Origin of the sequence: Streptomyces sp. NPDC057136 (assembly GCF_042670885.1) — a bacterium.
Classification (GTDB): Bacteria; Actinomycetota; Actinomycetes; order Streptomycetales; family Streptomycetaceae; genus Streptomyces.
In genome coordinates, this window is the sequence record NZ_JBHUUV010000004.1 from 83,170 (window position 1) to 108,722 (window position 25,553).

The window sequence follows — 25,553 nt, forward strand, 5'->3', positions numbered from 1 at the left end:
ATGCGTTGCTCAGCGCCGGGTAGAGACCCTATGGAGCGCACCGCGCGTGCAGCCGCGCCGTCCAGCTCCTCGTAAGGTGGACGTCCGGCCGACGATGGGGGACAGCATGGCGAAGCGGTACGACCGGCTGAAGGAGATTCAGCAACTGGACCCGGAGCGGGACTTCCTGGAGATCTACCGGCTGACCGTGGCCTACGAGTTCCCCTGGGACATCACGCGCGCCCTCGAAGTCGCCCTTTACCGCACCTATGCCGTCCCCAGCATCGGCCGACTCCTGGCCGAGACAGCCGAACTGACGGACCGTTCGCAAAAGCGCTACGACGACACCGCGCTGCTCCTGGACACCGTTGCCGAGCACGGATTCGCCAGTCAAGCCGGGCGTACTGCCGTCCGGCGGATCAACCAGATGCACCGCAGTTACGACATCAGCAACGACGACATGCGCTACGTGCTGTGCACCTTCGTCGTCATGCCGAAACGCTGGCTGGACACCTATGGATGGCGCCGGCTCTCCAGTCACGAGCTGACAGCTATCGCTGTCTACTACCGCACGCTCGGCGCCCATATGGGCATCAAGGACGCACCCCAGACGTACGAGGACTTCGAGCGCACGCTCGACGCGTACGAGGACGCGCACTTCGGCTGGGACGAGGGCGCGCGCAAGGTGTCCGACGCGACCCTCGCCCTGATGGCCTCCTGGTACCCACGCCCCCTCGCCCGCGTCGTGCGCGGGGCGAGCCTCGCCCTCCTGGACGACTCACTGCTGCGGGCTTTCCGTTACGAGCGGCCGGGTCCCGTCGCCCGAGGGCTGACGCGCGGGGCGCTGCGCCTGCGGGCCCGAGCGGTACGCCTCCTGCCGCCCCGTTCCACGGCGCACTACGCACGCCAGAATCCGGAGATCAAGGGATACCCGGACGGCTACGAGGTCGCCGCACTCGGTACGTTCCCCACCCCGGGCGTCCGCGGCTGCCCGGTCGCGCACGTACGTGGGTCAGACACTCCGGTCGAGTGACTCCAACGTGGCGCGCAGCCACCGCAGCTCCGCCTCGCTGGTCGCCCGGGCGATCGTGAGGATGCCCCGTCGGAACGGGTCGTCCACTTCCTCCGCGCGCAGCGGCCGGTCTCCCTCGTAGAAAAAGCTCGCAGGCTCTTCCAGGAACGCCAGCCGCTGCCGCAGCACGTCCGCCTGAGCCGCAGGGTCCGGCAGATGCCGGAGAAACGCCAGGAGACCGAACCACCGGTTCTCGTCGGTGATGTCGCTTCGGGCAGGCTGCGCGAGCCGCCGGAGCAGCTCCGCCCTGCCCTCGTCGGTGAGGGTGAGTACATGGCGGGGGGCTGCCGTCGCGCCCGGCTGCGTCTCCCGGATCAGCAGGCCCGACTTCTCCAGTCGCTTGATCGCCGGATAGAGCGTGCTCTCCGCGACTGGCCGCACATGCCCGGTGAGGGCCGTGATGCGTTTACGCAGCTCATAGCCGTGCAACGGGGAGGCGTACAGAAATCCAAGGATGGCGAGCTCCAGCATGCCCGCATTCTGCCGCATGGCGCGGTACAGCGACGACGGCGTACAACGGTGGCGCTATACATCGACGCCGATGTATTGTGCGGATCCGGTCGCAGGCGGCGAAGCCGATGGAGTGCGGGCAGAGGAGAAGGTTCATGAACGAGGCGAAGTTCGACGAGCAGGGCAGCAAGATCCGGTGGACGGAGTCGACGACGAGCCCGGACAGCGACGGAACGGCCACGGTCTATGTGCACGGCCTCGGGGCGATGTCCGCCGCGTACCACGCCCATATCGCCGCCGACCCGGCGCTCGCAGGGCGGCGGTCGCTCTTCGTCGACCTGCCGGGGCACGGCACCAGCGACCGTCCCGCGGACTTCGGATACACCCTGGAGGACCATGCCGACGCGCTGGCCGTCGTGCTGGACGAAGCGGGTGTGCGGGGAGCGGAGCTCGTCGGCCACAGCATGGGCGGTGCGGTGGCTGTAGTACTGGCCCACCGGCGTCCCGACCTGGTCGCGCGCCTGGTGCTGACGGAGGCCAATCTCGATCCGGACCCGCCGAGGACGACGGGGAGCAGCGGCATCGCTTCGTGGACGGAGGAAGACTTTGTGCACGGCGGTGGCTTCGCCCACGTACTGGAGCATGTCCGCCCGATGTGGGCCTCGACCATGCGGCTCACGGACCCGCTGGCGCTGCATCGCACCGCGGCCGGGCTGATGCGTGGCACCGAGCCCACCATGCGCCGCATGCTCATGGAGTCGACGGCGGACCGGACCTATCTGCAGGGTGCCCTGAGCAGTGAACTCCCGGGCGCGGACGAACTGATGGAGTCGGGTGTGCGTGTGCTCACCATTCCCGGTGCGGCGCACTGCATCATGTTCGACCGGCCCGACGCGCTGGTGGGAGCCATAGCCGCACGTCCCGAGTAACGCGTGGGCCGGTAGCTCAGCCGATGCGTACGGCGCGGACGAGAAAGCGGTCGTCCTCGTCGACGTACGTGTCCATGTGCCACCCCGAACCGGCCAGCAGCGGGCGGAGCATGGGCTCCGCCCGCAGATCTTCGTCGGTGATCGCCCGGCCGTGCCGTGCCGCGAGCGCGGCCCGGCCGACCGGGTGGAACAGCGCCAGCTGCCCGCCCGGTCGCACCACGCGTGCCAGCTCCCGCAGGCCCGGCCCGGGGTGCGTGAGATGGGAGATCAGACCGGCCGCGAACACCGCGTCGAGCGACCCGTTCCGCAGCGGCAGCCGAGCGACATCGGTGAGGAGCAGGGTGCCGCTGCGGTCGCGTCCGGCGCGTACCGCGGTTTCCAGCATGGCGGGCGTGAGATCCGCCCCCAGGACGGCCCCTTCGGGGCCGACCGCCTCGCGCAGGGCGGCCAGCGCGCGCCCCGTACCGCAGCCCGCGTCGAGCACCGCGTCGCCCCGCCTCAGTCCGAGAGCGTCGACGGCGGCGGTGTACGGACCGTCATCGGGAAAGCGGCTGTCCCAGTCGGCGGCCCGGACGGTGAAGAAGTCCTGTACGTGTGTGCGGTCGTCAGCCATACGCACATGATCGCGCAGTCCCCATGCGAACGAAACGGTACGCAGCGGTGCGCATGTTCGAGCGCTGTGCGATCGTTCGGGAACATCTCTCTGTCATATTCCATCAGCTTTCGAACTGCGCCCCTGTCGTGTGCCCTCGATCGGGCTAACGTCCCCGATTCATGGGACACCTGGACCACGCCACCTTCGGCTGGCTGACACCCGCACTGTCGTACGCGATGGCATCCATCGGAGCCGCGCTCGGACTGCGCTGCACCGTGCGTGCGCTCAATACGAGCGGCCGGTCGCGTCGCAACTGGCTGCTCACCGCCGCCTCCGCCATCGGCACGGGCATCTGGACGATGCACTTCGTCGCGATGCTCGGATTCGGTGTCACGGGCACCGACATCCGGTACAACGTGCCGCTCACCCTGCTCAGCCTGCTGGTCGCCATGGTGGTGGTCGGAGCCGGGGTCTTCGCCGTCGGGTACGGCCGCGGCCGGCCCCAGGCGCTGCTGGTCGGGGGGCTCACGACCGGACTCGGCGTCGCGAGCATGCACTACATCGGCATGGCCGCCCTTCGGCTGCACGGCACGATCCGGTACGACCCGCTCCTGGTGACGCTCTCCGTGGTGATCGCGGTCGTCGCCGCCACCGCCGCGCTGTGGGCCGCACTCAATATCAAGACACCGGGCGCCGTCGCCCTCGCCTCCCTCGTCATGGGAGCGGCTGTCAGCAGCATGCACTACACCGGAATGTTCGCCGTCGATGTGGGAGTCGTCCCCTCCGGAAGCCGGTTGCCCGGCGCCACGGTCATGCAGTTCATCTTCCCGCTCGCCGTCGGCCTCGGCTCCTACCTCTTCCTCACCTCGGCCTTCGTCGCACTCTCGCCCACGGCCCGGGAACGGGCCGCCTACGCCTCGGCCGAACGGCCCGGCACGGCTCCCGCCGACACCGTACGGAACCCGACGGAGACACAAGCTGCCCCGGCCCCCTGATTCAGCCCGCCCGCTTCTGCCCGTGAGCAGGCGGACGAACCACCCGCACCACGTGTCACAGAGCTCACACCGGAACGAGGAGGCCATGCGCCCACCCCGCACGACCCCGGAGACCGGCGCGCCCGCCGCCCGGCCCGCGCCCCCGACGCGCGGACGGCGCGCGCACGCAGGGCCGCCGGCCGACGAACGACACGATCGGGAGGCGTGGGCGCACACGACGGAGGAACAGTCCGAGTCGCGCCGCCTGTCCCTGCGCCCCAGGACCGTACGGGCCAAGATCATCTCGCTGCTCATGGTGCCCGTCGTGTCGCTGCTCGCCCTGTGGGGCTTCGCCACAGTGACGACGGCCCAGGACGTGGCCCGCCTGCGCCAGTTGCAACGGGTGGACTCCACCGTGCGGGGCCCCGTCTCGGGCGCTGTCGACGCCCTGCAGGCCGAACGCAAGGCGGCGCTGCGCCAACTCGTCGCCCCGGACCGGGGACACGTCGCCGAACTGCGGCAGCAGTCCAGGCGCACCGACACCGCGCTCGCCGCACTCCGGCTCGGCGAGAATTACACGATCGCCGACGCGGGCGGCGTCCCGGCCGGGGTTACGGACCGCCTCACCACCTTCCTGGACCGCACCCGGCCGCTCGGCGCGCTGCGCACCCGCCTGCTGGACCCGCCGACCGGCGGAACCGAGGGCCAGGGCACGGAAGCCGACCAGGACGCCGCGTACACGCAGTACACGGAGGCCATCACAGCGGCGTTCGGCGTATCCGGCGCGCTCACCGGCATCCAGGACGCCGAACTCGGCTCCGACGCCCGGGTCCTGCTCGAACTGAGCCGGGCCGGCGAGATGCTGTCGCGGGAAGACGCGCTGCTCGCCACGGGGGCCCTCACCGGAACCCTCGACGGCCCGGCACTCCGCCGGTTCACAGGTGCCGTCGAGAGCCGCCGGAGCCTCGCCGACTCGGCCGGCGCCGACCTTCCCGCCGCCGCGGGCAGGACATGGCGGTCCCTCACCGACGAAGCCGCGTACCGCAGGATTCAGGCGGCCGAGGAGAAGGTGCTGGCCGCCACGCCCGGCCGCAAGGCCGCACAGGCGGTCACCGCCGCCGACTGGGGACGGGACACCGCGACCGTACGAGGCGAGTTGCGCGCGATCGAGACAGGCGCCGCCCGCCAGGCGGCCGACCGCGCCGATCCGTTGGCCGGCGGGCTGCTGAGTCCCGCAGGCGCGGCGGTCCTCTTCGGGTTCGTCGCCGTGGCCGCCTCGCTCGTCATCTCCGTACGCATCGGCCGCGCGCTCGTCGTCGAACTCGTGAGCCTCCGCAACAGCGCCCTGGAGATCGCCCGGCACAAACTGCCGCACGCCATGCAGCGTCTGCGGGAGGGCGAAGAGCTCGACATCGAGGCCGAGGCGCCGCCCGGCCGGTCCTCGCACGACGAGATCGGCCAGGTGGGAGAGGCACTCGACACCGTCCACCGGGCCGCCCTCAGCGCCGCCGTCGAACGCGCCGAACTGGCCAGCGGCATCTCCGGAGTCTTCGTCAACCTCGCCCGCCGCAGTCAGGTCCTCGTCCACCGCCAGCTCAACCTGCTGGACGGCATGGAGCGCCGCGCCGAGGATCCCAACGAGCTGGGCGACCTCTTCCGGCTCGACCACCTGACCACCCGCATGCGGCGCCACGCCGAGAGCTTGATCATCCTCTCCGGATCGGCCCCCGGGCGGGCCTGGCGGACGCCCGTACCGCTGACCAACGTCGTACGCGCGGCCGTCTCGGAGATCGAGGACTACGCGCGGGTCGAGGTGCGTCAGCTGCCCGACGCGGCAGTGAAGGGCGAGGCGGTCGCCGACCTGACGCATCTGCTCGCCGAACTCATCGAGAACGCCGCACAGTTCTCGCCGCCGCACACCAAGGTGCGGATCAGCGGCGAACCCGTGGGCAACGGCTACGCGCTGGAGATCGAGGACCGGGGACTGGGCATGGGCGGGGAGCTCCTTGCGCAGGCCAACCGAAGGATCGAGCAGTCCGAGACCCTCGACCTCTTCGACAGCGACCGCCTCGGGCTCTTCGTCGTGAGCCGTCTCTCGGCCCGCCACCGCATCAAGGTCAAGCTGCGGACCTCGCCCTACGGTGGGACGACCGCTGTCGTCCTGGTGCCGACCGCGTTGCTGCCGAGCGGCCTGCCCGCGGGCGGGACACCCGCCGCGGCGGGCACCGGCCCCGCGACGGCGACGATGGACCGGGACGACGCCGACCGGCCGGACCCGCGCCCGCGCGCCACCGTGTTCCCCGCCCCGGTCGCTGTCCCGGCCATCGAGTCGGCACCGGGCCCCGGGACACCACCTGTCACCAGCCTGCGGCAGCGGCAGCGTCCCCGAACCATGGATGAGGGAAAGCCGGGCCGAGCCCGCCTCACGGATCGGTCGGAGCGATCGGAGCATACGGTTCGGACTCCCCTCACGCACGCGCCGGACCGGCCGGACGGAGGCGACGAGGGTGATCTGCCCCGTCGCGTACGGCAGGCCAGCCTCGTCCCCCAACTGCGCGAGGAACCACGCCCCGAACCGCCCCGGGAGAGCGCCGACGGCGCATCGTCACCTGCCGAACGCACCCCGGAACAGGCCCGCGACCGCATGACCGCGTACCGCAACGGATGGGTCCGCGGTGGCGGCCCCGCGCCCGGACATACGGCTCCGCAAGCCGCCCCCGCACGACACCGGCCGCACACCGGACCCCGTCATCCCATCGAAGGAGACCAGGCATGACCGTGAACGAATGGACGGCGGGGTCCCGGCGCTCCGGCGAACTCGACTGGCTGCTCGACGACATGGTGACGCGGGTCGGTGAGGTGCGGCACGTCGTCGTGCTCTCCAGCGACGGCCTGGCCGTCGGTGCCTCCAGCGCGCTCAGCCGCGAGGACGCCGAGCACCTCGCGGCGGTGGCTTCCGGCTTCCACAGCCTCGCCAAGGGAGCGGGCCGGCACTTCAGGGCCGGGGGAGTGCGGCAGACGATGGTCGAGATGGACGACGGCTTCCTCTTCGTGGCCGCGGCCGGGGACGGCTCGTGCCTCGCGGTGCTGAGCACCGCCGCCGCCGACATCGGCCTGGTCGCGTACGAGATGGCGCGCCTCGTGAAGCGAGTGGGCGAGCACCTGCGGACGCCGCCGCGGCTCGTGGGACCCCAGACCGCGGGCTGACGGGACGGAGACGTGAGCATGACCGAGGAACCCGACCACTCGAAGGTGCCCCGCATCCCCTTCGGGGCCCACGCCCGGTACCCGGCACGGGAGAAGGCGGACGAGGAGGCCCTGCCGGGCAGCCAGTGGTACGACGCCGAAGCGGGCCCCCTGGTACGTCCGTACGCGATGACGGGCGGACGGACCAAGCCCGGCCCCAGCGGGGTGCGCTTCGACCTGATCGCACTCGTCGACATCGCCGACAGCAACCCCGATGAAGCCGACGAGTCCCTGCTCGGCCCCGAACACCGGGCGCTGCTCACCCTGTGCCGCAGCGAGACACAGTCGGTCGCGGAACTCGCTGCCGACGCCGACCTGCCGGTCGGCGTGGTGCGGGTGCTGCTCGGCGATCTGCTCGAAGCGGGCCATGTGCGGGTCAGCCGCCCCGTACCGCCCGCTCAGCTGCCCAACGAGCGGATTCTGCGCGAGGTGATCGACGGCCTCCGGGCCCTCTGACAGCTGCATCCGGATGGCTAAAAATCGACCATCCGGTTTCGGATCAAGACCGCATACGGACAATTGACGACCTTCGTTCGGTCGCGTCGGTCAAAACCGATCACACCCCTCGGGGCAGGTCCCGTGCTTGCCATGCTGTCCCCTTACCCATGCCCGTGCCCTGCTGTTACTGCCGCCGTACCGATGCCCGAAGATACCCGACCGAGCTCGACAAGATGGCTCTGACCAGTACTTCCACATCTTGAGGCTCATGCGTGAGAGAAGTGATCGATGCCCTCCGAGCACGTTGGAAACGCTGACACCACGGGCGGGGAGGAAGGCGGCGAGTCCACCGCCCTCGCCCTGAAAATATTGGTCGCAGGCGGCTTCGGGGTCGGCAAGACGACCCTGGTCGGCGCCGTGAGTGAAATCCGGCCACTTCGCACCGAGGAACTGCTCAGTGAAGCCGGACAGACGGTCGACGACACCGGCGGTGTCGACCAGAAGACCACCACGACCGTGGCCATGGACTTCGGCCGCATCACCATCAGATCCGGCCTGTCGCTGTATCTGTTCGGCACACCGGGACAGGACCGTTTCTGGTTCCTCTGGGACGAGCTGGCCCAGGGAGCACTGGGCGCGGTGGTCCTCGCCGACACCAGGCGGCTCGAGGACTGCTTCCCGGCCGTCGACTACTTCGAACACCGCCACATCCCGTTCGTCGTCGCCGTGAACTGCTTCCCGGGCGCCCGCACCTACGGGGCGCAGGACGTGTCCCGCGCCCTGGACCTGGATCAGGGCACGCCGGTCGTGCTGTGCGACGCGCGCGACCGCGACTCCGGAAAAGAAGTCCTGATCCGTATGGTCGAGTACGCCGGGCGGATGCACACGGCCCGGCTTCTCGACTCCGTGAGTTAGCTCCGAAGGCGCGGCGACAGGCTGCCGTCAGTCGGCGACGGCGGCCATCGCCACTACCTTGTCCACGCGTACGCGCACGACGAGTTCGCCGGGTACGCCGTTGCGCGCGCCGAACTCCTCGGCCGCCTCCTGGCCCATGTATCGGGACCCGATCCGGGTAGCCCAGTACCGCAGTTCGGCAGGGTCCTCGCTGAGTTCGACATGCCCCTGGAGCACGACGAATGCGAAGGGCGGGCGGTCGTCGTCGACGCAGATCGCCACCCGGCCGTCGCGGGCCAGATTGCGGCCTTTCACGCTCTCCTTACCGGTGTTGAAGACAAGATCGTCACCGTCGAGGAGAAACCAGACGGGAGCGATGTGGGGGCTGCCGTCGGCCCGAACGGTCGACAACTTGCCTGTGCGTGTGCCCTCCGAAACGAAGGAATGCCATGCGTCCCGAGTCATGTGGTGTGCCATGGAGCCATCCTCGGACGGGGAGGGGCGTGGCGCGAAGCGGCGCCCCGGTGAACGAGAGGCGCTTGCCCGTACGGGAGCGGTACGCGAGGCTTACGCGCGATGTGGGGAACGTATGAGCGGGGAGGACGAGCGCATGGCGTTGGACCGGGGACTTGACTGGCTCCTTGACGATCTGACCGGCCGGGTGGAGCACGTACGGCACGCATTGGTGCTGTCCAACGACGGCCTTGTGACCGGGGCGAGCACGGGACTGGCACGCGAGGACGCGGAACATCTCGCCGCGGTGTCGTCGGGTCTGCACAGCCTGGCCCGCGGCTCGGGCCGGCACTTCAGGGCCGGACGAGCGCGGCAGACCATGGTGGAGTTCGACGAGGCGCTGCTGTTCGTGACGGCCGCGGGCGAAGGGAGTTGTCTGTGTGTACTGAGCGCGGCCGAGGCCGATGTCGGCCAGGTCGCCTACGAGATGACCCTGCTCGTGAACCGGGTGGGCGAACATCTCGGTGTAGCGATACGTAACGGCGGTGCCGACGGCCCCAGTCGCCTCTGACCTGCGTCTTTGGTGCGTCTTTCGTGTGCCTTTCGTTCGGCCGAGAAGTTATCCACAGGCCGAACGGGGAGAGCCTCCTCCGGGCTACCGTGATCACACAGAGTATTCGAGCCTCACGGGGGAGGACAGTCATGGCTGTTACGGAAGCGACGCGCAGGCACGCCGCCGGCGGTGCCGAAGGTGCTGACGCGGGTGGCGCGGTCACTGTGGCCGCGGGCCGCGCCGCGCAACAACTGGAGCTCAGGCGCGGCGAGTTCGAATTGGCCGTGCACCTCGGGCTGATCGGAGTCACCGCGGGACAGGGCGGCGGGCGGCCGAGGGTCCGCAGCGAGGAGATCGCGCGACTGCGCGCCCAGCCCGGATTCCCTGAAGCGCTGCGTGACCAGGTGCGGACCGTGGGGACGGCGGAGGCGGCCGGACTGCTCGGTATCAGTCCGGTCCGCTTCACGCGGCTGGCCCGGGTGGGGTGCGTCTCGCCGGTCTCGTTCTATCTCAACCGCTACCGCGCGGTGGTGTGGCTCTATCTCGCCGAGGACCTTGCCCGGTTCGCCACGCGGGAACCCGGGCTGCTTGCCGGAAAGAGTCCGGTGGGGATGCGCACGATGCTGGAGGCAGGCACCGACTGGCGGGCGCGCAACTGGCGTACGGGCAGGATCGACAGGCTGCTGAGCAGTACAGAGGACGCGTGGGTGCGCGCATCCGTGCAGGCCCATGCGCTCGATCCGGTCCAGCTCGCAGAGGTGGTCGACGATCCGTACGAGCGCGCCTACCTGGCCAGGGTCAGGCCGGAGCCGGTCTTCGGACGCCCGGGATCGGTGAGCGGGCGCGAGATCATGGCGCAGTTGCTGCTCGCCGATGATCCGGACGAGATTCTGTGGCGGCGGGTCAATCTGACCCTGGAGCTGGACCTGGCGCGCGAGACCAGGGCGGCCCCGCGTCCCGGCGAGGAACGAGGCGGCCGCGTCGCGCCCGAGGGGGCGGGCATGCCGCCGGAGGCAGCCGTGGTGGCGGAGCCGCAGGCGGCGGGGGAGGCGTCCGCGTCGGAGGAGACATCGGACAAGGTGGTCGAACGAGGCGCGGGGCCAGGCCTGTTGGCCCGGCTCGGACTGCGCAGGCGGGTGGCATCGCCGTAGCCCCTCGGGGCCGAGCGGCTCGGTGAGTGCGGCGCCCATTGGGTTCCCTGTCGTTCCCATGGGCAAGGGATTCGCGGCCCGCGAAGGGAACGGGCATTCTGATCCCCATGTTGATCAGGGAAGCAACCACCGAGGACTGGGCCGCCATCTGGCCGTTCTTCCACGAAATCGTCGCGGCAGGCGAGACGTTCACCTACCCCGTCCACCTCGGCAGGGACGATGCGCGGGAGTGGTGGCTCGTGCAGGCGCCGAGCCGTGCCGTGGTCGCGGTCGACGACTCCGGCACCGTCCTCGGCACGGCCAAGATGAACCGAAACCACATGGGTAACGGCTCGCACATCGCCAGCGCCAGCTACATGGTCGATCCCGCTCACTCGGGCAAGGGCGTGGGCCGGGCGCTGTGCGAGTACACCGTGGACTGGGCGCGCACCGCGGGCTTCCGGGCGATGCAGTTCAACGCCGTGGTGGAGACCAACGTCTACGCGGTGCGCCTGTACAAGCAGCTCGGCTTCGAGGTACTGGGGACACTGCCCGAGGGCTTCAACCATCCGGTCAAGGGCTACGTCGGGCTGCACATCATGCACAAGGCACTCTGAGTGGGGCGCGAGGCGGTCACCCGCTGGCCGGGCCGGGCGACCGCCGTCGCAGAATGACAGGGAAAGATCGTCCACGACCGGCGGAAGACACGCCCAGGCCCTGACCGGGAGCGCATAGATGAACGACGACACCGTCCTGCTGCACGCCGAAGGCCACACCCTCCACATCACGCTCAACCGGCCACGCGCTCTCAACGCGCTGACCCACGCCATGGTGCGGCGCGTCGACGAAGGGCTCACGACCGCCGAGCAGGACGACTCGGTCGTCGCCGTCGTGATCAGCGGGGCGGGGGAGCGGGGGCTGTGCGCCGGCGGGGACATCCGCTCCATCCATGACGACGCGCGCGCAGGGGGCGAGGCGTCATTGGCGTTCTGGCGCGACGAGTACCAGCTCAACGCACGCATCGCTCGATTCCCCAAGCCGTACGTCGCGCTCATGGACGGCATCGTGATGGGTGGCGGCGTAGGCGTGTCGGCCCACGGCGACATCCGCATCGTCACGGAGCGCTCGCGCGTCGCCATGCCCGAGACCGGCATCGGGTTCGTCCCCGATGTCGGCGGCACCCACCTCCTGGCACTGGCGCCTGGCGAACTCGGCACCCACCTGGCGCTCACCGGGCAGGCGGTCGGAGCGGCGGATGCCGTGCTGTGCGGGCTGGCCGACCACTTCGTACCCTCGGAGCGGCTGTCGGACCTCACCGCGGCACTCGCCGGGAGCGCCGGCCCGGACCACGTGGTGCAGACGGTGCTGGAGTACGCGTCCGAGGCTCCCGAAGGCGAGCTTGCCACGCACCGCACATGGATCGACGCCTGCTACACGGCCGACACCGTCGAGGAAATCATCGACCGGCTCAACGGCAGCGGTGTGACCGAGGCGAAGGAGACCGCCGAGGCACTCCTCGCCAAGTCACCCACCGCACTCAAGGTCACGCTCGCCGCGGTGCGCCGGGCGCGCCACCTCGACAGCCTGGAGGCAGCGCTCGACCAGGAGTACCGCGTCTCCTGCCGGGCCTTCACCGCGCCCGACCTGGTGGAGGGAGTACGCGCACAGATCATCGACAAGGACCGCGACCCCAAGTGGCACCCGGCCGAACTCGCGGACGTCACCGAGGTGGACGTAGCCCGCTACTTCGCGCCGCTCGGTGACCAGGAGCTGGGGCTCGGTTCTCCCGTACAGCAGGTCAGACCACTCAACTAAGGCCGCTCAACTGCTCTCCAGCCGTGCCGCCGCACGGTCCCAGTCCCGCTGATCCGCCCGGGGGGTGTAGTGGCGCAGGTCCTGCGTGCGGGCGACCAGCCGGCGCATGTCGGCGAGGTCGCCCACCAGCCGGTGGGCCCGTGCCTGGAGCAGGATGTTGCCGAGCGCCGTCGCCTCGGCCGGCCCCGCCGTCACCGGCAGGCCGGTCGCGTCGGCGGTCCACTGGCACAGCAGCTCATTGCGCGATCCGCCACCGACCAGATGGACGCGGGTCAGCTCCCGGCCCGCCAGTTCGGCGGCCTGCCGCAAGGTCCGCCGATGCGCCAGCGCCAGACTCTCCAGCACACACCGCACATAGCCACCGGGGCTGTCCGGCGGTGTCTGCCCGGTCCGTACGAGAAAGGCGTCGATCCGGGCCGGCATGTCACCCGGCGCCAGGAACTCCGCGTCGTCCGGGTCCAGGATCGCGGCGAACGGCCGTGCCCTCGCCGCGTCGGCGAGGAGCTCCGCCAGGCCCGGAGCCGTACCCTCCCGTTCCCAGGCGCGACGGCACTCCTCCAGCAGCCACATGCCCATGATGTTGCGGAGATAGCGGACCGTCCCGTCGACCCCGCGCTCATTGGTGAAGTTCGCTGCCCGCGACCGGTCGGAGAGCACCGGTGCGTCGAGTTCGAGCCCGGCCAAGGACCAGGTGCCGCACGAGACATAGGCGAAACCGGGCTCCGAAGCCGGCACGGCTGCGACCGCCGACGCCGTGTCGTGGGAGGCGACCGTCGTGACCGGAGTACGGGCAGGCAGCCCGGTGAACTCGGCGACATGAGGCAGCAGCGTCCCCGCCGGGTCACCGGGTTCGCGCAGCGGGGGAAACAGCGAACGCTCCAGCCCCAGCCGGTTGATCAGCGCATCGGACCACGTGCCGCTGCGCGCGTCGAAGAGACCGGTCGTCGACGCGTTGGTGATCTCCGCGCCCACCGAACCGGTCAGCCAGTGCACCAGCAGATCGGGCATGAGCAGCAGCTTCCGCGCCGCCCGCCACTGCGTCGTCGAACGGTGCGCGGCCAGTTGGAACACCGTGTTGAACGCCAGGTGCTGCAGCCCGCTCACGGCATACAGCTCTCGCGCGCCGCAGCGCGCGAGCACCCGCGCGGCCGCGGCGCCGTTGCGGCTGTCCCGGTAGTGGAACGGCAGCCCGAGCAGAGCTCCGTCGGCATCGAGCAGACCGTAGTCCACGGCCCAGGTGTCGATCCCGATGGACGTGACCGGGCCCTGGCGCCCCGCTGCACGCAGCCCGTCCAACACCCCCTGGTACAGGGCGAGTACGTCCCAGCGCAGACCGTCCGGCAGCCGCACCGGGGTGTTGGGGAAGCGGTGCGCCTCGGTGAGGAGCAGTGTGTCGGGTCCGGCCCTGCCCGTGATGACCCGGCCGCTGGTGGCGCCGAGATCCACGGCGGCGAAAACCGCGTCGTGTCGTGAAGTCGCAGGCATTGAATTACTCATCCGATCCGGACGGGGCCGCACCTGATCGACACCGGGCCCCGGCACGCCGAGCGGCGCGCCGGGGCGGTGGCAGACGTGGCGCGGCGGAACCGCATGTGGTCAGCGCAGGAAAGCCGCCGCCACACCGGCGTCGACGGGAATGTGGAGACCGGTGGTGTGCGTGAGGTCTCCGCCGGTCAGTGCGAAAACGGCGTTGGCGACATGCTCGGGAAGAACCTCGCGCTTGAGCAGGGTCCGCTGGGCGTAGAACTCACCGAGCTTCTCCTCCTCGATGCCGTACGTCGCGGCGCGCTGGGCACCCCAGCCCGCGGCGAAGATGCCGGAACCACGCACCACACCATCGGGGTTGATCCCGTTGACACGGATGCCGTGCTCGCCGAGCTCCGCGGCCAGCAGACGCACCTGGTGGGCCTGGTCGGCCTTGGTGGCCGAGTAGGCGATGTTGTTGGGTCCCGCGAACACCGCGTTCTTGGACGCGATGTAGATGATGTCCCCGCCGAGATTCTGCGCCAGCATCACCCGGGCCGCCTCGCGCGAGACGAGGAACGATCCGCGCGCCATGATGTCGTGCTGGAGGTCCCAGTCCCGTGCCGTGGTCTCCAGCAGTGGCTTCGAGATCGAGATACCGGCATTGTTCACGACGAGGTCCACACCGCCGAAGGCCAGCACGGCCGAGGTGAATGCCTCGGCGATCTGCTCCTCGCCGGTGACGTCGACCGACACCGCGACGGCCTTGTCGGGCCCGCCGAGCTCCTCCGCGACCGCCGCCGCGTTCTCCGCGTTGACATCCGCGACGACGACGCACGCGCCCTCGGCGACCAGCCGCTGCGCGATGGCCCTGCCGATGCCGGAGCCCGCGCCGGTGACGAGAGCGACCCGGGTGGCCAGCGCCTTCGCCTTCGGCATCCGGCGCAGCTTGGCCTCCTCCAGTTCCCAGTACTCGATGCGGAACTTCTCGGATTCCTCGATCGGCGCGTACGTGGAGACGGCCTCCGCGCCACGCATCACGTTGATGGCGTTCAGATAGAACTCCCCGGCGACCCGGGCGGTCTGCTTGTCCTTGCCGAACGAGAACATGCCGACCCCGGGTACCAGCACGATCGCGGGGTCCGCGCCGCGCATGGCGGGGGAGTCGGCGGTGGCGTGCCGCTCGTAGTAGGCGCGGTACTCCTCCCGGTACTCCGCGTGCAGTTCCTTCAGACGCGTGACCGTCTCGTCCAGCGGCGCGTCCGCGGGCAGATCGAGTACGAGGGGACTGACCTTCGTACGCAGGAAATGGTCCGGGCACGAGGTGCCGAGGGCCGCGAGGCGGGGGTGCTCGGTACGGGAGAGGAAGTCCAGTACCGGTTCCACGTCCGTGAAGTGCCCCACCTGGGCACGGTCGGTGGAAGCGAGACCGCGGATCACCGGGGCGAGCGCGGCGGCCCGTTCGCGCCGCAACGCGTCCGGCAGGGCCTCCCGGCCGGCGAGCACGACACCGAACGGCTTGGCCCTGCCCCGCTCCTGGAGGAATTCCTCGGCCGTACGGATCATCCACAGGGCGTTGCGCTCGCACTCCTCGGAGGTGTCGCCCCAGGCGGTGATGCCGTGACCGCCCAGGATCACGCCGACGGCCTGCGGGCTGGCCTCCTTGACGGCGGCGATGTCCAGGCCGAGCTGGAAGCCGGGCCTGCGCCAGCCCACCCAGGCCACCTTGTCGCCGAAGCACTCGGCGGTGAGCTTCTCGCCGTCGGCGGAGCACGCCAGCGCGATGCCCGAGTCCGGGTGCAGATGGTCGACGTGCGTGGCCTCCACCAGGGCGTGCATCGCGGTGTCGATCGACGGAGCGGCGCCGCCCTTGCCGTGCAGGCAGTAGTCGAACGCGGACACCATCTCGTCCTCGCGCTCCACCCCCGGGTACACGTCCTTGAGCGCGCGGACCCGGTCCAGGCGGAGCACGGCGAGACCGGACTCGGTGAGCGTGCCGAGATCACCGCCCGAGCCCTTGACCCAGAGCAGTTCGGTCTCGCCTCCGGTGACCGGATCGGCTGCGGAGACCTTGGCCGACGTGTTGCCGCCGGCGTAGTTCGTGTTGCGGGGGTCCGAGCCGATCCGGTGGGCGCGCTCCAGAAGCGCGGCGACTTCGGCGTGTGTCGCGGACGTCATGAGAGTTCCTTCGTGGTGAGGCCGGGCGGGCGCGTGCGGGCTACGAACGGAGTACGGGAGCTCAGGCGCCCCAGCCGGCCTGCTCGCCGCCGACCCGTGCGGCGGAGATCCGCTCCTGGTTTCCGGAGGCGAGGTACGCGGCGAAGGGGTCCCGTGCGAGCCCCAGCTCCTCGCGCACCTCGGCGAGCAGCGGTCGTACATCGGTGTTGTAGGCGTCCATCAGGACACCGTTCGACGCGAGGACATCGCCGGAGCGCTGTGCCTGCGCCAGGGCCTCGACGTCGATCAGGAGCGCTTTCGCGGTCGCTTCCTGCACATTGGTGACCGAGCGGATGACCGCCGGGATCTTCGCCTCGATGTTGTGGCACTGGTCGAGCATGAAGTTGACGTTCGTCTCCGCGTCGAGACCGCCGTTCTTGACCACCTCGTGCATGATCCGGAACAGCTGGAACGGGTCGGCCGCGCCCGCCATCAGATCGTCGTCCGCGTAGAAGCGGGAGTTGAAGTCGAAGGCCCCGAGCTTCCCCTCACGGAGCAGGAAGGCCACGATGAACTCGATGTTGGTGCCGGGGGCGTGGTGGCCGGTGTCCACGACGACCTGTGCTTTCGGGCCGAGCTTGAGGCAATGGGCGTACGAGGTGCCCCAGTCCGGCACGTCCATGGTGTAGAAGGCCGGCTCGAAGAGCTTGTACTCCAGCAGCATCCGCTGGTCGTCGCCCAGTCGCCCGTACACCTCGGCCAGCGCCTCGGCCAGCCTGTCCTGGCGTCCCGCGATGTCGTCCTGGCCGGGGTAGTTGGTGCCGTCGGAGAACCACAGCTTGAGATCGGGGGAGCCGGTGGCGTCCATGATGTCGACACACTCCAGCAGGTGGTCCGTGGCCTTGCGGCGGACCTTCGGGTCGGGGTGGGTCACCGAGCCCAGCTTGAAGTCGTCGTCCTGGAAGACGTTCGAGTTGATTGCGCCGATCCGCAGTCCGAGATCCTCGGCGCGCCGGGTCAGTGCCGCGTAGTCCTCGACCTTGTCCCACGGGATGTGCAGCGAGACCTTGGGGGCGACGCCGGTGAAGGCGTGGACCTGGGCGGCGTCCTCCAGCTTCTCGAAGGGGTCGCGCGGGACTCCGGGCTGGGCGAACACCTTGAAACGTGTCCCGGAGTTGCCGTAACCCCAGGACGGCGTCTCGATCACCTGGGACTTCAGAGCTGCCTTGGCGGCCGACACATCAGACATGAACACCTCGTAAGCAGAGTCATCCGGCGACCGTTGCGATCGAAGGATGTGAATCGTTTCATCGGGAACGTACGCTAGGTTTCGATGGCTCGGCCAGTCAAGCAGCTGAACAAGGTTTCTTTATGACTTGAAACAATTCATCCTGGGTGAAAGGTGCATTACCCAGGCGTCTCCGGATGTCGTTCCGATCGGTTGACAGGTGACCAAAAGGTCACATATTTTTGAAGGCATGGACGCGGTGTTCAAAGCCTTGGCCGACCCGACCCGGCGCAGCCTGCTCGACGAGCTCTTTCGCGAGGACGGACAGACACTGGGTGCGCTGGAGGCCCGCTTCGACATCACGCGATTCGCCGTGATGAAGCACCTCAAACTGCTGGAGGCGGCCGGTCTGGTCGTCAGCAGGCGACGCGGCCGGGAGAAGCTGCACTTCCTGAACCCGGTGCCCATTCGGCTCGTCCACGACCGGTGGGTGAGCAAGTACGCGGAGCCCTGGGCCGCAGGGCTCAGCGGCCTCAAGAGCCGGCTGGAGATTCCCATGGAGAAGGTCTTCGAGATCTACATCCGCACCACCCCCGAGCGTCTGTGGGAGGCGATCACCGATCCGGCCATCCGGAGCAAGTACAACTTCGGCGCAGGCATCACCTCCGACTGGACACCGGGGTCACACTTCGAGATGAGCGCACCCGGGGCACCCGGCCCGCTGGGCGAAGGCAGGAATCTGGAGGTCGACCCGCCGCGCAAGCTCGTCCAGAGCATGGTGGCGCTCTGGAGCGACGAGGCGAAGAGCGAAGGGACGACCCGCGTCACCTGGGAGATCGAGCCAGTCGGCGACTCCTGCCGGCTGACCGTCACCCACGACGAACTGCGCGAGGGCGCGTCCGAAGAGCTGTACGGCGGCTGGCCGATGATCCTGTCCGGCCTCAAGACCTGGCTGGAGACCGGCGAGCTCCTCACCACACCGGGCTCGCTCCTGTACGGCGCCCCGTAGCGACGCTGAGGGGCGCCGGACCTGCGGCGCCCCCGACGGTCCTTCAGCGCTCTGAGCCGGTCAGGCTGGGCCGAAGGGCCCGTACGAGGGAGAACAGCCGCTCCTCGTTCCCCGACAGCCCCGCGCTCCGAAGCGCCTCATCGGCCTCCGCGATCGGCGAAGCGAGCAACGGTATATACAGCGGGGCGTCATCCGGGTCGGCGAGCGCGGCCCGGGTGGCTTCCAGTAGACGGACATACGCCTGCGCCGCGGCGATCTCATCCTTGCGCATCTCAGCATCTCCCGGTCAGAGGTGTCGGACCGTCAAGCATTCACCATGGGTCTGACAACGGGCTCCCAGGCACCGCGACCCACGGTCGAGCCCGCTCAGGCTCCGCCCGCGCGCGGGGAACCAGCCGGTGGTTCCACCTCCAGGAAGCGTCTTCGGCGCGGTCCCCGGTACAGCAGGGCCGTCCAGCCCAGTTGCTGGAGCACTTCCGCGCACCGCGGCAGTGCCTCCTCCTCGTCGCGGGCGGCCCCGCTGCCGGGTGGGCCCAGCCACTCGACACGGACGCAACCGTGGGACTCGCCCGGGCCCACGCGATAGCCGAGGGCGACCCGTTGGCCGGACGCGTCGACGGCGGAGGGCGGCAGCCCCGCGGCCTCCAGGGCGAGCGCCACGGCCCGGACCGTGCGATGGAGCTCCCAAGACGCGGGAATCGCTTGAGGGTTCGCGTGCTCCGTATTGGTCAGCCGCCGGATCTGCAGCATCCCCTCGTACGCGGTCCTGACCGACCCCGCGCGCTTCTCCCCGGCTCCGGGAAGCAGCGGACCGTCCCCGGTCGCGGGCTCGAATCCCGTCTCGTCCGCAGTGCTCATCGGTGCCCCCATTCGGCGGTGACCTGCGTGAGCCCAAGTGTGCGCCACCCCACTGACAGTGCTCGGGGACGGACCTTGGACGCCCCGGTCACACGGGCGCGAATCCCCGCAGGTAGTGGGCGCGAAGCACGCTCCGGTGGCCGGGCTCGGAGAGCTGATCGGCCGCCCACAGGAAGAAGTCGTCCGCGAGGGCATCGGTCCAGTCGTAGGACGGATCGAACGGACCGGTGTCCGGGGCAGGCACCGGCACCTCCCGCGGCGGGCCCTCCTGGGACGCGACCGTGAGGAGGCGAGTGCCGTCCGGTTGCCGGGTGTACCGCACCGACATCAGATCGCAGTCCCACCGGTCGGCGCCGAGCTGCAGCCAGAGCCTCGACGACTCGGCGTACAGGGCGGCGCCTTCGGCAGCCGCCCTGGAAGAGAGGGCATCGTGCGGCAGGGCATGGACGAAGCCGTGGCAGAGGTCCAACGCGTTCGCGCCGTCGGTGGTCCGGGGGGTGCCGGGCGAGAGGCGGCCGGAGTCCGGGTCGAGCACCCATACCTCGCCGTGGCGGTCGTAGTCCTGCAGCACGACAGGCGGCATCAGCGGCGCGGCTCCAGACCGAGCTCCTGGTCGACGGCGGCACTGCTGCGGGTCGCCGCGTCGATGACCTTGTCCCAGCTTCCGTACTTGGCGAACTGCTGGTCGGCCGTCGGGCCCAGCGGGTTGCCGTACTTGACCATATTGCGGGCCTCCAGGAGGGCCACCGCGTCCGGAGACATCCCGGCCCTCGTGATGTCCTTCGCCTCGTTGCGCATGTTCACCAGGACCCTGGCGATCTCCTCGTCCGACCGGCCCTCGTCACGCATCTGCTGCTCGACCTGCCCCATGTGGTCCAGCAGCTCGTGGTAGCGCATCCGGACCTCGCGCGCTTCCGCCCGCTCCTCCGGCGTCATCTCCCGGATCGCGCACACGACCGGGTCGCTGCTCGTGCACGGACCGTCGGCAGTCGGCGCGAGGGCGATGGAGAGCGACGGGACCGCTGCGGGGGCCGCGACAGCGACGCCCGGTGCGAACAGTGCGCCGCCCGCGACGGTCAGCAACGGGAGCAGCAGGGAGACGACCAGCCGGCGGGCGAAGGGTCGGTGACCGTGACCGCGGCGGGATGCGGAACGGGGAAAAGCCATCGGACGTACACGCATGAAAGGGGGCTCTTTCGCCTGGGGAGTAGGGCGAAACGGGACGTTACGGCGGCCGGTCCGTCAGGCGATGATCAAGGGGCGGCGCGTATGGGTGACACCTCGTTAAACTCGTCCCTCCCGCACGTACACCAGAGGAAGCCACGCACCGTGCCCGACACCGATCCGACTGCCGTCCCCGCCGGCGAGCACCCAGCTCTGCGCGCCGACTGTGCGAATTGCTTCGGGCTGTGCTGCGTCGCACTGACCCTGACCGCTTCGGCTGACTTCGCGATCAACAAGGAGGCGGGGGAGCCCTGCCGCAATCTGCGGGACGACTTCCGCTGCGGGATTCACACCCGGCTGCGGTCCGAGGGATTCTCCGGCTGCACCGTCTACGACTGTTTCGGTGCCGGTCAGAAGGTCTCCCAGGAGACCTACGGAGGCCGGGACTGGCGGCGGGAGCCCGGCACCTCCCAACAGATGTTCCAGGTGTTCCCGGTGATGCGCCAGCTTCACGAACTGCTCTGGTATCTCACCGAGGCACTCGCGCTGCCCGCGGCGAAGTCCCTCCATGCCGAGATCGGGCAAGCGCTCGACGCCACGCAACGCCTTACGGACCGCCCGGCCGGCTCCCTGGCCGAGCTGGACGTGTCGGCGCACCGCGACGGCGTGGCTGCCCTGCTCCTACGTACCAGCGAACTCGTGCGCGCCACCGCGCCCCGGCGCAAGAAGCGCAACCATCGCGGCGCCGACCTCATCGGAGCCCGGCTCCGCGGCGCCGACCTGCAAGGCGCCGACCTCCGGGGCGCCTATCTCATCGCCGCCGACCTCACCGGAGCGGACCTGCGGCTGGCAGATCTCATCGGCGCCGATTTCCGTGACGCCGATCTGGCGGGCGCCGACCTCACCGGGAGCCTGTTCCTCACCCAGGCCCAGCTCAACGCGGCCAGGGGCGACACCGGCACCAAGCTGCCGCCCTCCCTGACCCGTCCCTCGCACTGGAACCCATGAGCAGAGCGGGCGCCGCCCGCCGTACGAGACTCGGCAGACGGCGCCCGAAGGCGCCGGAGCCCGGCAACCGGCTCGCTGCCCGCCTCAGTTGCCCTCCAGCGCGGCCTTCAGTCGCTCCAGCGTGGTTCGGATGTCGCCGGCCTGGAACTCGGCGAACGTGTGCCCCCGGGTCGCGATCCGGTCGAAGGCGTTGGCCAGGAAATCGGGCCACGCGCGCCGGTTGTCGGTCCAGATCTCGGTGACGCGCGTGCCGTCGTCGACCGGTTCGAAGCGGTACTCCCAGGTGGCTATCGCCCCGGGCAGCAGCGGGCGCCGCGCGCCGATCGCGTGGACCCGGAATACGAAGCGCTTCCCGGGCTCGGCGGCAGTCACCGTGCACTTCGTCGTCCAGCGCAGCGAACCGCGCTTGTTACGCCCTTCGAAGTCCATCCCGTTGCTCGGTGTGGACGACCTCGCTGTGGAGCCCGTCGGCCCGGTCCGCGCCAACCTCCCCGGCAGCGACGGCAGGCAGGCCGGCGACCCCGACAAGGCCGCGGCCGCCATCCTCGACGCGCTGGCCACCGAGCGGACCCGCTGAGGCTGGAGTGGGAGGCGGTCAGCCGCGGGACCGACTACGACGGGTAAGAAGGATGCGCCATGCGTGACAGGTCCTGGCTCCTGCTCGACCGCCGCTGGCGCGCGCTCGTATCAGACGCCTCACCTGTGGTGTCGCCGTTGAGGTAGCGCTTCGGGGAGGTGCCGACGGTTCGGCGGAACGCCGCCAGAAACGCGCTCGGAGTCGCGTATCGGAAGTCTCCCGGCCGCCTTCCCGCAGGGACTGGGGATCAGGCGAGCCACTCCGCGGTACGTTCCGGGGACGCCTCGGCGAGGGCCTTGACGATGGTGTCCACGTCACCCTGGCTGCCGTACACCGGTGTGCCGGGCTGCTGGCGCCACGAGTCGTCCAGGCCGCCCGCGTCCACGGTGTCGAAGCCCAGTTCGTCGATGAGGTCCCGCACGGTCTGCTTGGCGGCCGGGTCGTCACCCGCGACGGGCAGCGCCTGGCGGCCGGGAGTGCCCTGGGGGCGGCCCCGGTCGAGGATGTCCTGCGCGTACGTCCCGTTGAACGCCTTGATGACGGGGTGGCCGATCTGCTGCTCGGTCCAGCGGCTCTCCGGCAGCCCTTCCTCGATGGCGTCGATGCGGCCGTCGCGCTGCTGCGGGTAGTAGTTGCCGGTGTCGATGACCACCGCGCCGGGCGCCGCTCCGTCGAGGATGTCCTTCGGCAGGGCCGGGACGGCCTTGAGCGGGACCGTCACGACGACGAGCTCCGCGTCCCGCGCCGCTTCGTTCGCGGTGACGGGGTGGGCGCCCGTCTCCTCGGCCAGGTCCGTGAGGGTCTCCGGGCCGCGCGAATTGGCGACGGAGACCTCGTGCCCGAGGGCCGTGAGACGACGGGTGAGGTTGCCGCCGATGTTGCCCGCTCCGATGATGCCGATCTTCATGGCTCCGACCTTCCGATGCAGAGATGCGTGATGTGACCAAGTCTCATTCGGTCACCAACTGTGCGCAGCCGGGCGCTATTCCGATGGCGTTGGATCAGTTTTCCTTCCCGCCGACGGATGGGAGGCCGGCGGCCCGGGCACGTAGGGGTGAAGAGCCGGAACCTCTTACCCCCACTTGGAGGTGGCGCCCATGCTGCACGGTGTCGACGTCAGCGCGTACCAGACGTCCTTCGACACGGACGGTCTCGACTTCGTCTTCATCAAGGCCACCGAAGGCCGCTCCTACATCAACCCGCGTCTCAGGGGCCAGACCGAGCGTGCGCGAGAGGCCGGCTGCGTCGTCGGCTTCTACCACTTCCTCTGGCCGGGAAACATCACCGACCAGGCTGAATACTTCGTGAGCAAGGCTCCCGAGCAGGCCGGTGACCTGCTTGCCGTCGACTGGGAACAGACCGGCGAGGGCACGAGGGCCGGCAACGCCGACAAGGACCGCTTCATCCGTGCGGTGAAGCGCCTGCGACCCGGTCATCGCGTCCTGCTGTACTGCAACCGTCACTTCTGGCTCAACCACGACACGACCTCGTACGCGGGCGACGGACTGTGGATCGCCGACTACGTCACCGCGGGCAAACCCCGCATCAAGGCACCCTGGCGCATCCACCAGTACACCGACCACCCACTGGACCGGGACGTTGCGGATTTCCCCTCACGGCAGGCCATGCGCGAGTGGGCCGGCGGATAGCGGTCGGCGCCGTCCGTCCTGATCCGTTCCGAGGGCCGCGGAGGCGCAGCCGTCGGCCAAAGGAGTGTCCTTGGCGGCTGCCATCGTTGCGCTGAGAAGGATGTCCCACAGCACGGTTGGCTGCGGGTCCATTCTGGTCGCCGAGTCCGCGAACGGCCGTCGACCGAAGGAGTGTCGCAGTGACGACGAGGGACACCTCAGAATCGGCGGATGCCGAGGTCTACCAGAACGAGCTGCCGATACGGCGCAAGGAGCCGGGCAATGTGGTCATCAAGTGGCTGACCACCACTGACCACAAGACGATCGGCACGCTCTACCTGGTCACGTCCTTCGCCTTCTTCATCATCGGCGGTGTGCTCGCCCTGGTCATGCGTGCCGAGCTGGCGCGTCCGGGTACGCAGCTCATTTCGAACGAACAGTTCAACCAGGCGTTCACGATCCACGGCACGATCATGCTGCTGATGTTCGCGACACCGCTGTTCGCCGGATTCACCAACTGGATCATGCCCCTGCAGATCGGCGCGCCCGACGTGGCGTTCCCGCGGCTGAACATGATCGCGTACTGGCTGTACCTCTTCGGCTCGATCATCGTCGTGGCGGGCTTCCTCACCCCGCAGGGTGCGGCCGACTTCGGCTGGTTCGCCTACGCCCCCCTCAACGACGCGATCCGCTCTCCCGGGATCGGCGCCGATATGTGGATCATGGGGCTGGCCTTCTCCGGTTTCGGCACGATTCTCGGTTCGGTCAACTTCATCACCACTATCGTCTGCATGCGCGCACCCGGCATGACGATGTTCCGCATGCCGATCTTCGTCTGGAACGTCCTGCTGACGGTTGTCCTGGTGCTGCTGGCCTTCCCCGTACTCGCCGCGGCCCTGCTGGTACTGGAGGCGGACCGCAAGTTCGGTGCGCATGTCTTCGACGCGGCGAACGGCGGAGCGCTGCTCTGGCAGCACCTCTTCTGGTTCTTCGGCCACCCGGAGGTGTACATCATCGCGTTGCCGTTCTTCGGCATCGTCAGTGAGGTCATCCCGGTCTTCAGCCGCAAACCGATTTTCGGCTACATCGGCCTGATCGCGGCCACGATCGCCATCGCCGGCCTATCGGCGACCGTATGGGCGCACCACATGTACGTCACTGGCAGTGTGCTGCTGCCGTTCTTCTCCTTCATGACCTTCCTCATCGCGGTACCGACCGGTGTGAAGTTCTTCAACTGGATCGGCACGATGTGGAAGGGGTCGTTGTCCTTCGAGACACCGATGCTGTGGTCCATCGGATTTCTGGTCACCTTCCTCTTCGGCGGTCTGACCGGCATCATCCTGGCCTCGCCCCCGATGGACTTCCACGTCTCCGACTCGTACTTCGTGGTCGCGCACTTCCACTACGTCGTCTTCGGCACCGTGGTCTTCGCGATGTTCGCCGGATTCCACTTCTGGTGGCCGAAGTTCACGGGCAAGATGCTGGACGAGCGGCTCGGCAAGATCACGTTCTGGACGCTGTTCGTGGGCTTCCACGGCACGTTCCTGGTGCAGCACTGGCTCGGTGCCGAGGGCATGCCGCGACGCTACGCGGACTACCTCGCGGCCGACGGCTTCACCGCTCTGAACACGATCTCGACGATCTCCTCGTTCCTGCTCGGCCTGTCGATGCTGCCGTTCCTCTACAACGTGTGGAAGACCGCCAAGTACGGCAAGAAGGTCGAGGTCGACGACCCGTGGGGCTACGGCCGTTCGCTGGAGTGGGCCACGTCCTGCCCACCGCCGCGGCACAACTTCCTCACGCTGCCGCGGATCCGTTCCGAATCCCCCGCGTTCGATCTGCACCACCCCGCGGTCCGTCAGCTCGATGACGCCGCCAACAAGCCGATGCTGCCGGGCGACCGGTGGACGACGTGAGGAAGCCCGCCCAGGA

The 25,553-nt window shown here is 69.4% G+C and carries 26 protein-coding genes and 2 pseudogenes; 16 read left to right on the forward strand and 12 right to left on the reverse strand.

Annotation, left to right across the window (positions count from 1 at the left end; translation table 11 throughout):
* The first annotated feature begins 106 nt into the window (after positions 1 to 106).
* Positions 107 to 1,012: an oxygenase MpaB family protein gene (locus ACFT7S_RS06600; RefSeq protein ID WP_382727862.1), complete on the forward strand. Its 906-nt coding sequence runs from the start codon at positions 107 to 109 to the stop codon at positions 1,010 to 1,012.
* On the opposite strand, the gene ACFT7S_RS06605 is transcribed toward ACFT7S_RS06600, so the two are convergent.
* A complete protein-coding gene (locus tag ACFT7S_RS06605) occupies positions 992 to 1,522 on the reverse strand; it encodes a PadR family transcriptional regulator (RefSeq protein ID WP_382727864.1) in 531 nt (176 codons plus the stop codon). The two genes, ACFT7S_RS06600 and ACFT7S_RS06605, sit on opposite strands and share 21 nt — an antisense overlap.
* Before the next feature lie 134 nt (positions 1,523 to 1,656).
* On the opposite strand from ACFT7S_RS06605, the gene ACFT7S_RS06610 reads away from it, so the two are divergent.
* A complete protein-coding gene (locus tag ACFT7S_RS06610; RefSeq protein WP_382727867.1) occupies positions 1,657 to 2,430 on the forward strand; it encodes an alpha/beta fold hydrolase in 774 nt (257 codons plus the stop codon).
* Between the two features lie 16 nt (positions 2,431 to 2,446).
* Here ACFT7S_RS06610 and ACFT7S_RS06615 read toward each other — a convergent pair whose 3' ends face one another.
* Positions 2,447 to 3,043, reverse strand: a complete 597-nt coding sequence (locus ACFT7S_RS06615) for a class I SAM-dependent methyltransferase (RefSeq protein WP_382727870.1) — start codon at positions 3,041 to 3,043, stop codon at positions 2,447 to 2,449.
* Between the two features lie 161 nt (positions 3,044 to 3,204).
* Here ACFT7S_RS06615 and ACFT7S_RS06620 point away from each other — a divergent pair, with 161 nt between their 5' ends.
* The 5 genes from ACFT7S_RS06620 (at position 3,205) to ACFT7S_RS06640 (ending at position 8,598) form a co-directional block, all read left to right on the forward strand.
* On the forward strand, positions 3,205 to 4,020 hold the full coding sequence (locus ACFT7S_RS06620) for an MHYT domain-containing protein (RefSeq protein WP_382727873.1): 816 nt from the start codon (positions 3,205 to 3,207) through the stop codon (positions 4,018 to 4,020).
* 85 nt (positions 4,021 to 4,105) lie between these two features.
* Complete coding sequence (locus ACFT7S_RS06625) at positions 4,106 to 6,775, forward strand: nitrate- and nitrite sensing domain-containing protein (protein WP_382727875.1); 2,670 nt, start codon at positions 4,106 to 4,108, stop codon at positions 6,773 to 6,775.
* Positions 6,772 to 7,206 (forward strand): roadblock/LC7 domain-containing protein, encoded by a 435-nt coding sequence (locus tag ACFT7S_RS06630; protein WP_382727877.1) that lies wholly within the window; start codon positions 6,772 to 6,774, stop codon positions 7,204 to 7,206. Before ACFT7S_RS06625 ends, ACFT7S_RS06630 begins: the two co-directional genes overlap by 4 nt.
* An 18-nt stretch (positions 7,207 to 7,224) precedes the next feature.
* Positions 7,225 to 7,701 (forward strand): DUF742 domain-containing protein, encoded by a 477-nt coding sequence (locus ACFT7S_RS06635; RefSeq protein WP_382727880.1) that lies wholly within the window; start codon positions 7,225 to 7,227, stop codon positions 7,699 to 7,701.
* 270 nt (positions 7,702 to 7,971) lie between these two features.
* On the forward strand, positions 7,972 to 8,598 hold the full coding sequence (locus ACFT7S_RS06640; RefSeq protein WP_382727883.1) for an ATP/GTP-binding protein: 627 nt from the start codon (positions 7,972 to 7,974) through the stop codon (positions 8,596 to 8,598).
* 27 nt (positions 8,599 to 8,625) lie between these two features.
* Here the strand turns inward: ACFT7S_RS06640 and ACFT7S_RS06645 are convergent, their stop codons facing one another.
* Complete coding sequence (locus tag ACFT7S_RS06645) at positions 8,626 to 9,054, reverse strand: PPOX class F420-dependent oxidoreductase (RefSeq protein WP_382727886.1); 429 nt, start codon at positions 9,052 to 9,054, stop codon at positions 8,626 to 8,628.
* 133 nt (positions 9,055 to 9,187) lie between these two features.
* On the opposite strand from ACFT7S_RS06645, the gene ACFT7S_RS06650 reads away from it, so the two are divergent.
* The 4 genes from ACFT7S_RS06650 to ACFT7S_RS06665 all read left to right on the forward strand — a co-directional run bounded on the left by ACFT7S_RS06650 (position 9,188) and on the right by ACFT7S_RS06665 (position 12,528).
* The gene (locus tag ACFT7S_RS06650; RefSeq protein ID WP_382728529.1) at positions 9,188 to 9,601 is read left to right on the forward strand and encodes a roadblock/LC7 domain-containing protein; all 414 of its coding nucleotides are present in this window, start codon (positions 9,188 to 9,190) and stop codon (positions 9,599 to 9,601) included.
* Positions 9,602 to 9,732: 131 nt separating this feature from the next.
* Complete coding sequence (locus tag ACFT7S_RS06655; RefSeq protein ID WP_382727889.1) at positions 9,733 to 10,734, forward strand: DUF6397 family protein; 1,002 nt, start codon at positions 9,733 to 9,735, stop codon at positions 10,732 to 10,734.
* A gap of 107 nt (positions 10,735 to 10,841) precedes the next feature.
* Positions 10,842 to 11,330, forward strand: coding sequence for a GNAT family N-acetyltransferase (locus tag ACFT7S_RS06660; protein WP_382727892.1), 489 nt, complete (start codon positions 10,842 to 10,844; stop codon positions 11,328 to 11,330).
* Positions 11,331 to 11,448: 118 nt separating this feature from the next.
* Positions 11,449 to 12,528: an enoyl-CoA hydratase/isomerase family protein gene (locus ACFT7S_RS06665; RefSeq protein WP_382727894.1), complete on the forward strand. Its 1,080-nt coding sequence runs from the start codon at positions 11,449 to 11,451 to the stop codon at positions 12,526 to 12,528.
* A 6-nt stretch (positions 12,529 to 12,534) separates the two neighbouring features.
* Here ACFT7S_RS06665 and ACFT7S_RS06670 read toward each other — a convergent pair whose 3' ends face one another.
* The 3 genes from ACFT7S_RS06670 to rhaI all read right to left on the reverse strand — a co-directional run bounded on the left by ACFT7S_RS06670 (position 12,535) and on the right by rhaI (position 17,398).
* The gene (locus ACFT7S_RS06670; RefSeq protein ID WP_382727897.1) at positions 12,535 to 14,013 is read right to left on the reverse strand and encodes a rhamnulokinase family protein; all 1,479 of its coding nucleotides are present in this window, start codon (positions 14,011 to 14,013) and stop codon (positions 12,535 to 12,537) included.
* A gap of 111 nt (positions 14,014 to 14,124) precedes the next feature.
* Positions 14,125 to 16,170 carry a bifunctional aldolase/short-chain dehydrogenase gene (locus ACFT7S_RS06675; RefSeq protein WP_382727900.1) on the reverse strand — a complete coding sequence of 682 codons (2,046 nt, stop codon included), beginning with the start codon at positions 16,168 to 16,170 and terminating at the stop codon, positions 14,125 to 14,127.
* Between the two features lie 61 nt (positions 16,171 to 16,231).
* A complete protein-coding gene (rhaI, locus tag ACFT7S_RS06680; RefSeq protein WP_382727903.1) occupies positions 16,232 to 17,398 on the reverse strand; it encodes an L-rhamnose isomerase in 1,167 nt (388 codons plus the stop codon).
* 229 nt (positions 17,399 to 17,627) lie between these two features.
* Between rhaI and ACFT7S_RS06685 the strand changes: the two genes are divergently transcribed.
* Positions 17,628 to 18,386, forward strand: a complete 759-nt coding sequence (locus ACFT7S_RS06685; protein WP_382727906.1) for an ArsR/SmtB family transcription factor — start codon at positions 17,628 to 17,630, stop codon at positions 18,384 to 18,386.
* A 43-nt stretch (positions 18,387 to 18,429) separates the two neighbouring features.
* Here ACFT7S_RS06685 and ACFT7S_RS06690 read toward each other — a convergent pair whose 3' ends face one another.
* The 4 genes from ACFT7S_RS06690 to ACFT7S_RS06705 form a co-directional block, all read right to left on the reverse strand.
* Complete coding sequence (locus ACFT7S_RS06690) at positions 18,430 to 18,657, reverse strand: hypothetical protein (RefSeq protein ID WP_382727909.1); 228 nt, start codon at positions 18,655 to 18,657, stop codon at positions 18,430 to 18,432.
* Positions 18,658 to 18,752: 95 nt separating this feature from the next.
* Positions 18,753 to 19,244, reverse strand: a complete 492-nt coding sequence (locus ACFT7S_RS06695; protein WP_382727911.1) for a hypothetical protein — start codon at positions 19,242 to 19,244, stop codon at positions 18,753 to 18,755.
* A gap of 88 nt (positions 19,245 to 19,332) precedes the next feature.
* Positions 19,333 to 19,827: a hypothetical protein gene (locus ACFT7S_RS06700; RefSeq protein ID WP_382727914.1), complete on the reverse strand. Its 495-nt coding sequence runs from the start codon at positions 19,825 to 19,827 to the stop codon at positions 19,333 to 19,335.
* Complete coding sequence (locus ACFT7S_RS06705) at positions 19,827 to 20,426, reverse strand: hypothetical protein (RefSeq protein ID WP_382727917.1); 600 nt, start codon at positions 20,424 to 20,426, stop codon at positions 19,827 to 19,829. The genes ACFT7S_RS06700 and ACFT7S_RS06705 overlap by 1 nt, the downstream gene beginning before the upstream one ends.
* A gap of 147 nt (positions 20,427 to 20,573) precedes the next feature.
* On the opposite strand from ACFT7S_RS06705, the gene ACFT7S_RS06710 reads away from it, so the two are divergent.
* Entirely contained in the window at positions 20,574 to 21,416 is an 843-nt protein-coding gene (locus ACFT7S_RS06710; RefSeq protein ID WP_382727919.1) for a pentapeptide repeat-containing protein, read from the forward strand.
* Between the two features lie 84 nt (positions 21,417 to 21,500).
* Here ACFT7S_RS06710 and ACFT7S_RS06715 read toward each other — a convergent pair.
* Positions 21,501 to 21,848 (reverse strand): annotated as a pseudogene (locus tag ACFT7S_RS06715) (SRPBCC family protein); the annotation flags it as partial.
* Between the two features lie 10 nt (positions 21,849 to 21,858).
* On the opposite strand from ACFT7S_RS06715, the gene ACFT7S_RS06720 reads away from it, so the two are divergent.
* Entirely contained in the window at positions 21,859 to 21,993 is a 135-nt protein-coding gene (locus ACFT7S_RS06720; protein WP_382728579.1) for a hypothetical protein, read from the forward strand.
* Between the two features lie 247 nt (positions 21,994 to 22,240).
* On the opposite strand, the pseudogene ACFT7S_RS06725 reads toward ACFT7S_RS06720, so the two are convergent.
* Positions 22,241 to 22,933, reverse strand: a pseudogene (locus tag ACFT7S_RS06725) (NADPH-dependent F420 reductase); the annotation flags it as partial.
* A gap of 157 nt (positions 22,934 to 23,090) precedes the next feature.
* Here ACFT7S_RS06725 and ACFT7S_RS06730 point away from each other — a divergent pair.
* Positions 23,091 to 23,642, forward strand: a complete 552-nt coding sequence (locus ACFT7S_RS06730) for a glycoside hydrolase family 25 protein (protein ID WP_382727921.1) — start codon at positions 23,091 to 23,093, stop codon at positions 23,640 to 23,642.
* A gap of 179 nt (positions 23,643 to 23,821) precedes the next feature.
* The gene (gene ctaD / locus ACFT7S_RS06735; protein WP_382727924.1) at positions 23,822 to 25,537 is read left to right on the forward strand and encodes a cytochrome c oxidase subunit I; all 1,716 of its coding nucleotides are present in this window, start codon (positions 23,822 to 23,824) and stop codon (positions 25,535 to 25,537) included.
* Positions 25,538 to 25,553 lie beyond the last annotated feature (16 nt).